The sequence below is a fragment of the Pseudomonas sp. G5(2012) genome, assembly GCF_000408945.1.
Taxonomy (GTDB): domain Bacteria; phylum Pseudomonadota; class Gammaproteobacteria; order Pseudomonadales; family Pseudomonadaceae; genus Aquipseudomonas; species Aquipseudomonas umsongensis.
In genome coordinates this window covers 1-13766 of record NZ_APIO01000182.1, presented here as the reverse complement: position 1 = coordinate 13766, position 13766 = coordinate 1, and the positions used below count along the sequence as shown (strand labels likewise).

Annotated in this window: 16 protein-coding genes; 5 read left to right on the top strand and 11 right to left on the bottom strand. The window is 56.5% G+C overall.

The window, feature by feature from the left end; translation table 11 throughout:
- Positions 1–57: 57 nt before the first annotated feature.
- A complete protein-coding gene (locus PG5_RS32030; protein ID WP_020801236.1) occupies positions 58–1683 on the bottom strand; it encodes a methyl-accepting chemotaxis protein in 1626 nt (541 codons plus the stop codon).
- Between the two features lie 349 nt (positions 1684–2032).
- Here PG5_RS32030 and PG5_RS32025 point away from each other — a divergent pair, with 349 nt between their 5' ends.
- Together PG5_RS32025 and PG5_RS32020 are read left to right on the top strand one after the other, a co-directional pair.
- On the top strand, positions 2033–3103 hold the full coding sequence (locus tag PG5_RS32025) for a GGDEF domain-containing protein (RefSeq protein ID WP_042955954.1): 1071 nt from the start codon (positions 2033–2035) through the stop codon (positions 3101–3103).
- A 157-nt stretch (positions 3104–3260) separates the two neighbouring features.
- Positions 3261–3764 carry a hypothetical protein gene (locus PG5_RS32020; RefSeq protein WP_020801234.1) on the top strand — a complete coding sequence of 168 codons (504 nt, stop codon included), beginning with the start codon at positions 3261–3263 and terminating at the stop codon, positions 3762–3764.
- 109 nt (positions 3765–3873) lie between these two features.
- Here PG5_RS32020 and PG5_RS32015 read toward each other — a convergent pair whose 3' ends face one another.
- Positions 3874–5439, bottom strand: coding sequence for an aldehyde dehydrogenase (NADP(+)) (locus PG5_RS32015; protein WP_020801233.1), 1566 nt, complete (start codon positions 5437–5439; stop codon positions 3874–3876).
- An 8-nt stretch (positions 5440–5447) separates the two neighbouring features.
- The gene (locus tag PG5_RS32010; protein ID WP_020801232.1) at positions 5448–6071 is read right to left on the bottom strand and encodes an isochorismatase family cysteine hydrolase; all 624 of its coding nucleotides are present in this window, start codon (positions 6069–6071) and stop codon (positions 5448–5450) included.
- A gap of 99 nt (positions 6072–6170) precedes the next feature.
- Here PG5_RS32010 and PG5_RS32005 point away from each other — a divergent pair, with 99 nt between their 5' ends.
- Positions 6171–6689, top strand: a complete 519-nt coding sequence (locus tag PG5_RS32005; protein WP_020801231.1) for a helix-turn-helix domain-containing protein — start codon at positions 6171–6173, stop codon at positions 6687–6689.
- Between the two features lie 116 nt (positions 6690–6805).
- Positions 6806–7144, top strand: a complete 339-nt coding sequence (locus PG5_RS32000; RefSeq protein ID WP_020801230.1) for a hypothetical protein — start codon at positions 6806–6808, stop codon at positions 7142–7144.
- A 98-nt stretch (positions 7145–7242) separates the two neighbouring features.
- On the opposite strand, the gene PG5_RS31995 is transcribed toward PG5_RS32000, so the two are convergent.
- The 8 genes from PG5_RS31995 to PG5_RS31960 all read right to left on the bottom strand — a co-directional run bounded on the left by PG5_RS31995 (position 7243) and on the right by PG5_RS31960 (position 12636).
- Positions 7243–7743, bottom strand: a complete 501-nt coding sequence (locus PG5_RS31995) for a porin family protein (RefSeq protein ID WP_020801229.1) — start codon at positions 7741–7743, stop codon at positions 7243–7245.
- Between the two features lie 216 nt (positions 7744–7959).
- Complete coding sequence (locus PG5_RS31990; RefSeq protein WP_020801228.1) at positions 7960–8850, bottom strand: helix-turn-helix domain-containing protein; 891 nt, start codon at positions 8848–8850, stop codon at positions 7960–7962.
- Positions 8850–9185 carry a hypothetical protein gene (locus tag PG5_RS31985; protein WP_020801227.1) on the bottom strand — a complete coding sequence of 112 codons (336 nt, stop codon included), beginning with the start codon at positions 9183–9185 and terminating at the stop codon, positions 8850–8852. Before PG5_RS31985 ends, PG5_RS31990 begins: the two co-directional genes overlap by 1 nt.
- Before the next feature lie 123 nt (positions 9186–9308).
- Entirely contained in the window at positions 9309–9569 is a 261-nt protein-coding gene (locus tag PG5_RS31980) for a hypothetical protein (RefSeq protein ID WP_020801226.1), read from the bottom strand.
- A 109-nt stretch (positions 9570–9678) separates the two neighbouring features.
- Positions 9679–10161, bottom strand: a complete 483-nt coding sequence (locus tag PG5_RS31975) for a hypothetical protein (protein WP_020801225.1) — start codon at positions 10159–10161, stop codon at positions 9679–9681.
- Positions 10158–10973 (bottom strand): winged helix-turn-helix domain-containing protein, encoded by an 816-nt coding sequence (locus PG5_RS31970; RefSeq protein WP_020801224.1) that lies wholly within the window; start codon positions 10971–10973, stop codon positions 10158–10160. The genes PG5_RS31975 and PG5_RS31970 overlap by 4 nt, the downstream gene beginning before the upstream one ends.
- Before the next feature lie 322 nt (positions 10974–11295).
- Positions 11296–11976 (bottom strand): DUF3313 domain-containing protein, encoded by a 681-nt coding sequence (locus PG5_RS31965; RefSeq protein WP_033044058.1) that lies wholly within the window; start codon positions 11974–11976, stop codon positions 11296–11298.
- Between the two features lie 123 nt (positions 11977–12099).
- Positions 12100–12636: a glyoxalase superfamily protein gene (locus tag PG5_RS31960; RefSeq protein WP_020801221.1), complete on the bottom strand. Its 537-nt coding sequence runs from the start codon at positions 12634–12636 to the stop codon at positions 12100–12102.
- Positions 12637–13016: 380 nt separating this feature from the next.
- Between PG5_RS31960 and PG5_RS31955 the strand changes: the two genes are divergently transcribed.
- Complete coding sequence (locus PG5_RS31955) at positions 13017–13493, top strand: low-complexity protein (protein WP_020801220.1); 477 nt, start codon at positions 13017–13019, stop codon at positions 13491–13493.
- The last annotated feature ends 273 nt before the right edge of the window (positions 13494–13766 follow it).

The following is a 13766-nucleotide window of genomic DNA, read 5'->3' as shown; positions in this document are numbered from 1 at the left end:
GCAGCAATGGATATGTACTCGGTCAACACAACACAACACAACTCAGGTCAGCGTCAGCTACAGACTGAACCGCTGCAACATAGCCCCCAGTCCTTCGGACATCGCCTTGAGCTCCTGGGTCGTTCGCACGATTGCGCTTTGGCCCGTTGCATTCTCTTCCACGCTTTGCGCGACCTTTTCCACATTGCTGGCGACATGATCACTCGCTGCGCGCTGTTCCTGCAATGACAGGGAAATGAAGCTCACGGCTGCAATGGATTCATCCAGCGCCCCCTTGATCCGCCCCATGGATTGCCCGGCGCTTGCGACCAGTTTCTGGCCTTGGGTCACACGCTCACAACCGGCAGCCATGCTGTCCTTCGCTTTGACCATGCCGTTTTGTATGGCATTGACCAAGGTCACGATTTCCGTGGTGGACTGGGCGGTGCGCGCGGCGAGGCTGCGCACCTCATCGGCGACCACGGCGAAGCCGCGACCCTGTTCACCGGCGCGCGCCGCTTCGATGGCGGCATTGAGGGCGAGGAGATTGGTCTGCTCGGCAATGCCGCGAATCACACCGACAATCAGGCTGATATTGTTCGACTGAATCGCCAGTTGATCGATGTCCACCGAACTCTGCGTCACCAGATCGGCAATCTGTTGCATTTCCTCGATGGACGCATGCATCACGGCCATGCCTTCGTCGGTGATTTCACCGGCTTTGTGCGCAGTGCTCTGGGCCTGGCAGGCATTGTCGGCGATGTGATTGATACTCACGGAAAGCTCTTCCACCGTGGCGGCCATCGATGAAGCAGCTTCACTCTGCAGGGCGGCACTGCTCAGACCTTGTTCCGAGGACGCGGACAGTTGTAGCGTGGCCACTTCGATCTGTTCGGAGGCCTGGCCGATCTTGCCGATCATGTCGCTCAAGCTATGACGCATCGCCTGGACGGAATGCAGGACACCGGTTGAAGGTTCCTGCCGATCATCCTGGGTGCGTGCCAGTTTTCCATGGGCGATGTTCGAGCTGATAGCGGCCAGCTCAGCAGGCTCGGCACCGAGCTGCAGGCCCAGCCGTCTGGAAAAGAACCATGAATAGGCCGCGCCAGCCAGCGTCGCCAACAGGAGAATCAACAAGCAGAGCCGGAGATTGGCGGTGTAGGCGATATGGTTCTGGTCAAACTGGTTCCTGGCTTCCAGCAGTTGAACCTCGATTAATTCGGCAAACTTATCCGACAAGGGGTCGAACAGCGGGTACAACTGCTCGATCGAGAAACGTGCCAGACCCACGTCGTCGTTCTGGCGCAGCATGCCCAGCAGACTTTGCAACGGACCGCGGGTGGCGGCCATCAGTGGATCAATCTGCGCGATCAGGCGGGTTTCTGCGGCAATCAGTTGCGTCGACTTGTAGGCTTGCCACGTTAGATCGATTTCCTTTTGTGCCTGATCGATCCGGCTCATCGAGTCCGCCCTGGTGAAGTTGCCATTGCGCGCCTTGTGGGTGGCATCGACGATGTTCACGGCATACAGGTCGGCGATTTTCTTCAGGTCCCGCAAGGGTACGACTCGATCGAGATAGACGGTTTCCAGGCTGTGCACGGCCGATTGCATGCCCAGGAGTCCTAGGCCGCCGACGCACAACAATCCCAGTAATAAAGCGGTAGTCAGCAGTAGAAGGTGAGTCCTGATTTTCCAGCTTTCCATAATCCGGTATTCCTAAGTCGACTTGTCCAGTCAGCAATTGAAGTTGAGCGTTATGCTCCATCCTGTGCGCAAGGCACATTGATATCGTGTGCTGGACCAGCCAGGAAAAGCACGGTGTTACCGGCCGGAATTGACGAATTAGAGCGGTCTGACAGAGCGCGCCGAAGGATTTTTCAGACAGGCAGCTTGCGGGTAACCGGGAACACTGGCCTGTGAGGGGCCGTGGTGTGCGGTTTCTGATCGGAACAAAAGCGGGATTGCAGGCAAACCGGGATAGCCGTTTTTCAGGCGTATCGGTATGCTCAGCGCACAGTCCGAAATGCCAATGATAAACGACCACAGTGACGACATGAGCTCATCAGAAACGCGTGCGAATATCCTAGCGCTGTATCCGGAAGACTCCCGCGAGGCGGCGGCCCTGCTCAAGCAGGCCGTGCCCCTGATGGTTCGCCATAACATCCCGCCCAATCCCGTGCACTACGCACTCTGGTACACCTACAGCAAGGGCCAGGACCCGGAACTCATTCGCCACCTGGACCGGGTGGTCAGAGACTTTGACGGTTGCCCGCCAGAGGCTGCGACCCGGCTGTTCCGCCAGTACATCATTCGTGACGAACTCGAGGATGCCCGCGCAGAGCAGCATCAGGTCATCAACCTGGTCGATGGCATGGAGCGCGACGTCTCGCGCAGCGTGGAGGGTAGTCTCACTTTCCAGAACCGCCTGGGGCAGTGCCTGGAGATGCTCGACGAACCGGCCAGCGACCGCCTGCCGGGCATCTTGAGCGAGCTGCAGCAGAGCACCCGGTTGATGCAGAGCCAGCAGGAGCACTTCCTCGCGCAACTGCACTCGGCGCAGGATGAAATCAAGACCCTGCGCGACAAACTGCAACGCGCGCAACTGGCCGCGACCCTCGATGGCTTGACCGAACTGCTCAACCGCACGGCGTTCACCCGCCTGCTGGAGCAGGCGCTGGGCAAGGCTTCCCGCGGGGTGGCCCTGGTGATCCTGGATATCGACCACTTCAAGCAATTCAATGATCAGTACGGTCACCCGCTGGGCGACCGGGTCCTGCAGCATGTCGCCCAGGTGCTGCGCGGCGCGTTGCCAGCCACTGCTTTCGCCGCGCGCTACGGTGGCGAAGAGTTCTGCGTGGTCCTGCCCGATTGCGCCGACCTGGACAGTGCCTGCGCCTTCGCCGAGCACCTGCGCCTGAAGGTCCAGTCCTTGCGCATCAAGGCGCGTGGCACCGATACCGTGCTGGACACCGTGACCGCATCCTTCGGTGTCGCCCTCGCACAGACCGGTGACAACCTGGAAACCCTGCTGACACGCGCCGATGATGGGTTGTATCAGGCCAAGCGTAATGGGCGTAACCAGGTATTTGCCTTGCAAATTGGGGCAGTGACCACCTTATCCTGACCTGAGACTGATACCTCGGATTCGTTGCACGTCTTCTGGTTAAAATTACAGTGTCCTAGTCCATTTCCCACAATTTTTTGGGATCTCGCCGGCTTGTGAGAGTTGCCTTCCGTCTGTAATTTGCTAACTCGGCACAGGCAATGCGAAAGGGATTTTTATGCTCGACATTTTGCGTGGCACACCACTGTGGGTTTACGCAGTTTTCTTTATCGTGACGTATTACGGCGTCATTGCCTGCTTCAAGAATCGTGAAACGAAAAAATCGTTACTACTGACACCGGTGATATTTGTCGCTATTTCCGTAGCCTCGCTGAAAATCTCCCAAGGATTCGTGGTTCCTCTTTCTGTTTATGCGATGGGGTTACTGGTTGGCTGGTTGCTGGCTTTGCGTTTTTACTCGTTCCACAACGTAAAACGTGAGGGTGAGGGGCTGGTGCTGGATGGCACAATCAGAGTGCTGATTGTGTATTGGTGCTTCTTCGCGTGGCGTTACTACAGCGGATACCAAGAGGCGGTGCATCCGCAATTGGCCAACGAAATTGGGTTAGTGGCCTGGTCGTCACTGGGGTCCGGGCTTATCAATGGTTTGATCGTTGGACGAAGTTTCAGGTTATTACGTTTTTTCAAGTCCGATAATGTGCCAGCGGTATCTTCTGAATGACGGCCTATCTGGAGGTTTGCCGCCAATAATTGATTCGGAACACGGTCGACGTATTGGTGGAGCGGGTTCGCCCGCTCCAACATTAGATTTTTGCCAGGCGCGACAGCGCTTAAAGACCGTCAATGCTACGCGGCACGCCGAGCGGGTTGCTGTCGCGCAGCGCCTCGGGCAGCAATGCATCGGGGAAGCCCTGATAGCACACCGGCCGCAGGAAGCGTTCGATGGAGGTCATGCCCACCGAGGTGAAACGGCTGTCCGACGAGGCCGGGAAGGGGCCGCCGTGCACGCTGGCGAAAGACACCTCCTGCGGATGGGCGAAGGCGTTGACGACAATCCGTCCAGTGCGCCGCTCCAGTATCGGCAGCAAGCGACGGGCCAGTCCCAAGTCCTCCTCTTCAAGGTGCATGGCGGCACTGAGCTGACCGCGAAGTGCACGGGCGACCGCGAGCATTTGCGCCTCATCCTCGACCTTCACCAGCAGGGCTGCCGGACCGAATACCTCCTGGGCCAGGGCTGTTTCGCTAAGAAAACGCTGGCCGTCAACCTCAAGCAAGGCGGCCTGGCCATCAAGGGTTGCCGAGGCGGGCAAGCCTTCGGCGACGGGCGCGGCACCGGCGCCTTGCAGCTTGTCGAGACCGTTCAAGTAAGACCCGTGGATGCCCGGCGTCAGCAGCGGACGTGCCGGTGCCATCCCCACACGATTGATCATGGCAGCGCGCAAGGGTTCGAATCCGGGCCCTGCGATGGCAATCAGGATCGCCGGTTTTAGACACGCTTGCCCGACGTTGACCAGCATACGCTCGACAAAACCGTCGCCGATCTGTGCACCACGCACGGCCAGTGCCTGGGGCAGGATGAACGTGGGGTTGACGCTGGCCATCTCGGTGAACACCGGGATCGGCTCAGGGCGTAGTTGCGCCCGGCGATACAGCGCCATGCCGCCCTGTTCGGAGCCGGTGAAGGTCACCGCCTTGATCAATGGATGATCGACCAGGGCTTCGCCGATCGCGTTGCCGGCGCCGCGCACCATCGAGAACACGCCTTCAGGCAGGCCGCTGTCCTGCACCGCCTGGCGGATGGCCCGGGCCTGGATTTCCGAGGCGCCCGGGTGTGCGTTGTGGGCCTTGACGATCACCGTCGCGCCCGCCGCCAGCGCCGCTGCGGTGTCGCCTCCGGCTACTGAGTAGCTGATGGGGAAATTGCTCGCGCCGAACACTGCCACCGGGCCGAGGGCGATACTTTGCAGGCGGTGATCCATGCGCGGGCGCGGCTGGCGCTCGGGCTGGGCCGGATCAATGGCCACCTGGAGGAAGCGGCCCCTGCGCACCACTTCGGCGAATTGGCGGAACTGGGTGGCGGCCTTGGCCGCTTCACCCAGCAGCTGGGCTTCAAGCAGGCCGGTTTCCAGCGCGGCCCGTGCCGCAAGCGGCTGGGCGACCACATCAAGATTGTCGGCGATGCGCTCCAGCAATGCCGCACGCTCGGCGAGCGAGGTATGGCTGTAGTGGTCAAAGGCGGCGTCGGCAAGCTGTGCCGCCCTGTCCACTTCGACCGCGCCACCGAAGGCGAAATCCGGTTCGATCAATTGATGGGTGGCAGGGTTGAGCGCTTTCATTATCCCTGCGCTGGCGGGGACTTCGTTGGCGCCGAGTAACAGGTTTCCAGTCAGTTTCATGGGCATGCTCACGGCTTGAGGGTAGCGATCAGTTGCTCGGTCGTCACAATCGAATGGGCGAAGGTCGGGCCGTTCAATTCGTGGGCGGCGTGCATCATTTCCAGTTTGAAAGCGGCGGTGGCGTCGCGCACCAGGGTGACGTGGTAGCCCAGTTCCTGGGCGTAACGGGCGGTGGCCTCGATACAGGTATTGGCCAGTAGACCGACGATGATCACGTGGGTGATGCCTTTCTGTTTCAGGCGAAAGTCCAGGTCAGTATTGGCAAAACCGCTCGACCCCCAATGCTCCTGGACGACGATGTCGCCTGGCTGGGGCGCGAAATCGGGGTGCCATTCGCCACCCCATTCGCCGCGTGCGAAATGGTGCATGTGCTGGATCTTGCATTGGGTGGGACTCGGGTGATCCCAGTTCTCGTAGTCGCCTTGTTCCCAGCGCCGGTGCGGTACGATGAACACCGGCAGGTCAAGTGCGCGGACCGTACGGTCGAGGGCGCGCAGGTTGTCGAGCAGCCCGACTTGCCGGGCGATCGGCTCGAGCAGCGGGAAGATCTTGCCGCCTTCCGACAAAAAATCGTTGTAGGGATCGACCAGCAGGTAGGCGGTTCGAGCCAGGGGGTAGGACGTGTTGGACATGATGGATGCTCCAGTGAAATGGGCTGAGCGATGCCATGGGCTTGCCTTGGCAGCGTGTAGGTATGATAATCATAGTTACTTGGAATGAGGCAAGCCCGTATGGCGCTAAAAAAGACTAGTCCTGAAACCTTGTGTCCGATTGCCCGGGCCGAGGACGTCGTCGGCGATCGCTGGACCGTGCTGGTGTTGCGCGAGTTGTTCATGCGCAATCATCGCTACGATGAGATCCAGGCGCAGACGGGCGGTACCCCGCAGATGGTCGCGGCTCGCCTGAAGAGCCTGGAGGCTGACGAAATGGTCGAACGCCGCGCCTACAGCGAGCGGCCACCGCGCTACGAGTACCATCTCACGGCGAAGGGGCAGGCGTTTTATTCCGTGGTCCTGGCATTACGTGCCTGGGGTGAAACCTGGTGCAAGTCGCCACAGGAGGGCTTGGCCGTGCGCTATACCCACCAGCGTTGCGGGCAGCCTGCCGGGCTGGGGCCGCTGTGCGAGCATTGCGGTGAATTGTTGCGGCGCGACGAACTGGTCAGCGAGCCGAGTGCAGCCTATGCCCTGGAGCGCCAGGAACGACGCGAGGCCTTGAAGCGCAAGCCGGTGGCCAAATCCGCAGAGTGAAGGCGACGTCTTTTACTATTCGTTGCACTGATAGTGATCATCATCCATCACAAGTTCTGTTGTGGCCGGCAAACAAGGAACATGGCGTGCATTGAAAACGCTTGTGGAACCCTGTGATGAAGATGTTGACTCAACTGGCGCTGATTGCCCCCTTGCTGCTGTCGGGGTGCGCCTCAGCCCCCAATGACCCGACGCTGACGCTGCAAACGAAAAAGGCGCCGGCGGATTACGCCCACTGTGTCTTGCCGAAACTGCAGGACAACGCGCTGAGCGCAACGATCTCGCAAACCCAGCGCAGCTATCGAATCGTCGTTTCGAGCAAAGTTGCCGCCGACGATGTGCTCGAGGCGTACAAGGCCTCGAACGGCGGGAAGGTGTTCCTGTACGAACGCACGTTGCTGGCCTCGACATTCGGGCCATCGCGACTCGAACGTGCGGCCCAGGAGTGCCTTTGAAAAGCCCCGTGGCGTGGGCACGGCCAGTACTGGGAAACCAATGCCTTCGATGACATCAAGGTTGAGCGACCCACATGGCCGCTCAATTGAAGTGGGTGTTAGAAGAGAACGAAAGCAGAGGCGGTTGTTTGATTCAAGTTGATGTTGCCGACTTCCAGTACTTCATATTCCGCGCGGATACCGATATTGCGAAATACATCGAATTCAACGCCGGCACCGTAGGTCAGGTCGACGCCCGTATCATCGTCGGCAGCATTGCCGTCCGCATCCCAGGCATGAGCACCGACACTGCCGAAGATACGCACCCGATCTCCCAGCGGAAAGCCGACATGGGCACTGGCCTGGACGGATTTACCGTCGAAATCAAGTTCCTTGTCCTCGAACTGGCCGAGATCCACGAAGGCGCCCTCAAAGGCCAGATAGCTGTTGAGACGATAACCTGCGAAAACCTTGTAGCTGGAGTCGTCATCACTCAAATGGGTTTTATCGGTTTCAATATTGCTGACGCCAGCGCCGAGGTATAAACCTTTGTCATCAGCGAGCGCCTGAAAAGACAGCAACGAAAGCAGCGATACGAAGCCAAGATTTCGAAGTAGCATGTGAGGTGGGTCCTTATACGGGTTGTGGGTGGTGATGCAGGGCGTTAATAAGCGTCAATAATCCAGGCCAACGCGACGCCACATAAATAAGCGGCAAGGCACAGGATGATTTTCTGTTTGAGTGGCAGCGTACTTAATCGATAGCGCATGCTTATCCCCTTGAGTAGACCTAAGCAATCCTGGCCATTCAGTGGGAAGGTTGAAAATCATTGATTGTTATTTTTCTGGCGTTGCCAGCATTGCACGGTTGCGCCTGGACGTTTCCGAGGGCGTCTCGCCATAAGCGTCCTGATACGCCTTGGAAAATCGGCTCAGATGATGAAAATTCCAATGCATTGCTGTTTCAGTGACTGTAGGCCAGGTGTTGCGGATCAAGTCTCGGCGGACATGGGCGAGTCTCAGGTTTCTGATGTAGGCGATTGGCGAAGTGCCGAATGTTTCAACGAAACCATGATGCAAGCTGCGAGTGGTGGTTTGCAGTTGTTTTACCAGTACCTTCATGTTCAATGGCTTGTTTGTGTTTTGATGAATGTACTCAATTGCCTCTGTCGCGATCTTCCTTCTGGTCGGGGGTCTCAGTGCGGAACGGCCAACGGGTGTCAGGGCCCGTATCAGGGCAACCAGCAATGCATCTTCATTAAATGATTGTTCATGGCGGTTGCGCTGTTTCAACGGAGATTCATGGGTGGAGGTCAAGTAAGCATTGAAGACGTCAATGGCGGATTGTACTAATTTGAAATTGGCAACCTGGAAGCGGTATGCCTGTCGATTTGCAAGGGCGTCGATCAATGAATGGTTTGCGACGCACTGTTGGTAATGTTCTACATTTGTCGTCAGGGTAAACAGGGTTTCATTCGGCTCGCAGGTGTAGCGTACAAACTCGCCGCTATACAACACGATTATTTCGTTAGGCCGCAATTCACGGTTGTTGACAGTGGGTCGACTAATCGTAGATTGGGATATGGCCAAGGTTACACAGTCATGAGGTACAAAGCCGATCAGCGTGACAGCTGAATCAAAGTGCAGTCGACTGCATTGGCGCCTGCAATCCTGCATGAGTTTATGCGCACTATTGCCTACTTCGTGCTTTGAGGGGGCGATGCTCATCACGTCGACGACTCCCGCATGAGCTCCAGTGCCGCAGCAAAAACGTACGTGTCGCTCGTGGATAACTCCACCAGGCTCTGAAGTTTGCACGGCGCTATTTTCGAGCCAAAGATGGCTGACTGGTTTGACGGGCCGAGGTCTGAGGCATTAAACGCAAAGAAATCATCCACGCGATAATCGGTACAAATCTTGTAACTTGATTGTTCTTCGATCAGCTTGTTTTCGTTGCTTTCAATGCGCGTCAGGTTGGCCTTGTAGTGTTCCTTGTCGTCGGCCCAGGCCTTGAGCGAAAGCAATACACCAAAGGATACGCTTGCGAGGTTTTTAAGCAGCATTGAGGTGCTTTCCTTGTTGATGATTTTTCAGGCAGAGCAGTGTGTCTGCCGTATCACTGTCACGGATTTGCCATCGGATAGTCCTGTGCTGACGATGTTTGTTGAAGTCAAAAATTCATATTTTCAAACGGGAGTCAGCGAAAGCTCATCGCTCTCGTTGTCAGTGTTTTGCGAGGGGGGCAATGGGTCATCAACCGCGCTGTCACCTTGATTACGTTCATTTTCAGAATGGATTTTCAGGTGTTTCAACTTTATTTTTTCGTTCGGGCTCAGTTCTATTTCGTAGAACTCGATTTCCGTGCTGCCGATGGCGTATTCATTGTACGCCATTGAATGAAAAGGTAAGGCGGCTAGAAATAGAACTGCCAGGATCTTGGTCATCATTGATTTGACGGCTCGCGAACACGATAAAGGCGGGATCTTGGTGGGGGGAGGGTGCTTGATTCAAATCACTAATTATTATTTTTGTTATGGTGTGATTTGCTGAGGTGCCTCAGTGATTCATGCAGCGCAGGCGGCCGACATCATGCACATAAAAACACACGCTGTTTTTGTCGGCGGTAGGGAGTAATTCGTAGTTTAGGATAGTGCCTTCCTGAAGAATGAATTGACGCCTGAAAAACAGATCCGGAGTTTTTTCGATGGCGAATAATTCGTTGTCCTGGCTCAGTTTGACGTTATTGATTTTTATCTGGACGTGATGATTGCTTTCCCGGATAACCTGCGCCGAAATAGTCGCGTTACGAATTTTTCCGTTCAAGCTTTCCAGGGTGGTTTGTGTCAGTCGACCATGGCCGATAGTCAGATACTCTTCAGTGTTGAGCTGATTCGAATCCTCCAGCCATTGTCGGGTCATGGTTTGATAACTGATATTTTCCATGTAGTAAGAGGGTGAGTACATCAAGGAAAAGATACAGGCGGCGTTGATGATCGCAAGCACTATCCAATGTGCGGTCGAAGGTGTCATTGACTTCATAGGGTGACTTCCAAGCATTGCCGAATCATCAGTGCAAGGTCTTTTTGCTCGCTATTCAATTGCAGGTTTGCAGTGCTGAGATCTGGGCGAATGCACGAAACGGAATAGTTGGATTTAAAAAGGTTTAGCCAAACGTCACCTTTTAAATTGAGCGAAAGTTGTTTGACCTGTGCGATCGAAAGATCCCTCAGTTCCTCTGCCTCCGCAATATTGTGGCCTACGGCATGGATGGACAACTCATTGTGTTTTACGCTGGAAACTTCAACTTTTGGTGTGTCGAAGCCGGAGTGGAAGCCGGTGTAGGCACACACTCCCAAGGTCAGGACATAGCCGATCAACTGGAATTTTGTAATGTAAGTTGATGCTCCGGTTTTCCCTGCAGGCACCGGCAGAGCATCTTTTTTCTGTGGCGCCAACGCTTCAAGGGCGGGCACGGGTTTCGCTTCATCTGAAGGTGTCGGCAACTCGGCCTGTGCATCCATTACATAGAGACGGTTGAAGCAATAACCTCTTCGCGGAACCGTCATCACTATTTCGTGATCACGACTGTCATTAAGCAGGTTTCTAAGAGAGAAAACGGCCTGGTTCAAACTGCCGGAGGCGACGACGCGGTCATTCCAGGTGTAATCGATGATTTCCTCACGGCTTTTGGTCTGGCCGGGGTCCATCAACAGCAGGTCCAGTAGACGCGATTCGGCTCTACCTATGGTAGAGCTTTGAACTTCTCCATGGGTTGTAGTGATGGTAAGCAAAGCGGTATCTGGATCGAAAAGGGCCATGGCACCGTTTTTCAATTTGAAGGCGTAGCGCATGGGTATCCTCCGTTCAGGTGGTTCGGGCTGAGTATAGAGACGGTTTTGACAGGCCGGATTTGACGCAGTGCGTTCTTGTCGGGGAGTGAACGGCAATGAGCGGGCAAGCGCGGGTAATCCAGGGAGGCTCAATCGGGGGCGGTGATGATGCTCGAATCGCGCGATCTGCGCTATCCGAAAAATGCAAGGCAGGGGTATTGGAAGGTCTGTTACCGCGAGTTAAACGGTATTGCGAAACCCCATGCTCGATTGCATCGCATTGCAATCCCGTGACACTGGATGGCAGGGCACTCAATGTTGCGATGGGGTTTCGAGCGAGTTGTTACTGGCCGGACAGCAGTGCTTGCATGTCGTTCGTCATATCTTTGAATGCAACCTTGAAATCGTTGGCGACAATTGGCTGGCTGGCATTTTTCACGGTTTCACCGAACACCTTGCGAACCACCTTGGCGACCGGCAAACCGGTTCTGGCATCTACCAGGTCGGCTTCCAGGTACAGTTCGGCGGTCTGATCGCGATGGCCGGTGGCCGCTTGTGTCGCCCCGACAATGGCGGCGATCGGTACGGCCTCATACCAATGCATGCCTTCGTTGTTGGCGCTGACGTGGGTGATTGCCGCTTGCAGGATCAGCGTCCGTGAATCGGCCGGTGCGCGCGGCACCTTTGAGACAATGGTGTAGTAGGGGCTCAAGGCAGATTTGACACTGTTGCTGGCCGCAGTCTGTACGTCCTGCAGGGTTTTCAGGTTGACGCGCTCGGACGGTTTCGGCGCCGGGTACAGCTCTACCTGCTCGAACACCACAGTGGAGTAGGCGTGTGGATCAAACCCTGGCGCCGTCCAGCGCAGTACCTTCTGTTCACTCGGTGTAGTCTGCTCTTGCAGCCCCTCGTAATTGGGGAGGAAGCCGGAGTATTGATTCGGCTGCGCCACTTTGGAGACACAACCGACCTGAAACACGCAGCTCAAGGCAATACCGGCAATCCATCCATTCGACATGCTCATGTGTTCTGTTCTCAAGTGATGAAAGTTATCGATCAGACTGCCTGCCGTGGCCGGATAATCCGAATCAATAACCGTCAACAACTCTCAAACCGGGGCGTCAATGTACATCAGGGATTGCGCCGATCAGCTCTGGCAGAACCGGATCCGGTTGCCGAACGGATCGTAGACTTCCAGGACTTGCCCCCAGCCCTGCTGGACAATATCCGGACGTCCATAGCCGTAGCGCTTGGCAAGTAACTCATCGCGAAGCAGTTCGATATTGTTCATCGGCACAAACACCGTCGAGCCCGGGCTGGCGTCGCCATGATGTTCGGAAAGGTGCAGTTGCAGGCCGTTGCGGCTGATGCCCAGATACAGTGGCAGGTCGGCTTCGAACCGGTGTTCGAATTCGATGCTGAAGCCCAGGAAATCGAGATAGAACTCACGGGCCTTGGCTTCGTCGAACATACGCAATATGGGAATGGGTCTGTCGAATGTAACTGTGGATACGGGCTGGGTGGCTGTTGGGGGAAGCATCGCAGACGCAGTGTTCCAGTCCTTGTAGCCCAGTTGCTGCGCGACCAGTTCCAACGCGGTGGAGTGAGACAGGCCCTGATTGAGTTCCTCCAGCGAGGCGCGCAACTGTTTGGCCATTTGTTTGGCTTGCTCGATTGAAAACATCATTGCTCCTGTAGCCGAGATGCCTTGGTGCTCGCGTTGCCAAACCTCGACCGTCAAGAGATACGACAGGGTTTGCACGAAAAAGCGATGCTTTCACCTTTCCCATCGGGAGCGAGCGGCGGGCAGCATTGGCCCGGTGCCGATGGTACATAGCCGCTCCTGTGACGGGAAGACCCGCGCCCGTGTATCGCTGTGTATCCAGCCCCCTCGAACGCAGACTGGCTTACAAATGCCCCTGCAACCGGATACATCCGGGATACACGGTTGCCGTCAAATAGCCCTGCCTTAGCGAGAAAGCAACCGCGCCTCGCACCACGGCTTATCGCCCTTTTGGCAATGACCCATGCGGCTCGACCGCCCACAGTATCCGGAGAATCACCATGTCCCGTATGTCAAACAAATCCCGTATTGGCCTGATCGCTGTTGCACTGGCCGGCAGCCTCAACCTCGCTTCGAACGCCTTTGCCGCAGACGCGCTGCCTCAGGGGTATCAACTGGCCTCGGCGGAAAAAACCAGTGAAGGCAAATGTGGCGAAGGCAAGTGTGGCGAAGGCAAGTGTGGCGCTGAAGAAGCCGGCGCCAAAGTGACCAAGGCCGGCGAAGGCAAGTGCGGTGAAGGCAAGTGCGGCGATGCTTCGTTCGCCCGTACCGACACCGACCACGACGGCCGCGTTTCGCTCAAGGAACTGCTGACCGTTGCCCCGCAGGGCGGCGAGGAGTTCAAGGCCATGGACACCAACAACGACGGTTTCCTCTCCGAAGGCGAAGTCTACAAATTCCGCACAAACCAGTTCACCTCCAATGGCAAGAAAGTGCCTACGGAGTTGTTTACCCAGATGAGCAAGGCCAAGAGCTGATTGGGAGTTGCATCGGTCAATAACCTCCCTGGGATTTTCCTGGGGAGGTTTCTGTGTACAGATCCATTGCTGCTGTAACGGCGGCTTGTGGTTTCGTCCATGCGGTGCGTCACTTGGACAAAGCCTGTATGAGTGAGGCTTGCCCGCGAAGGCGGCCTGACAGCCGACCTGACTTTTACGGGTGCACCTGGATCCCCTGTGGGAGCGAGCCTGCTGGCGATTGATCGTTCCCACGCTCTGCGTGGGAATGCCGCCAGGGACGCTCCGCGTTCC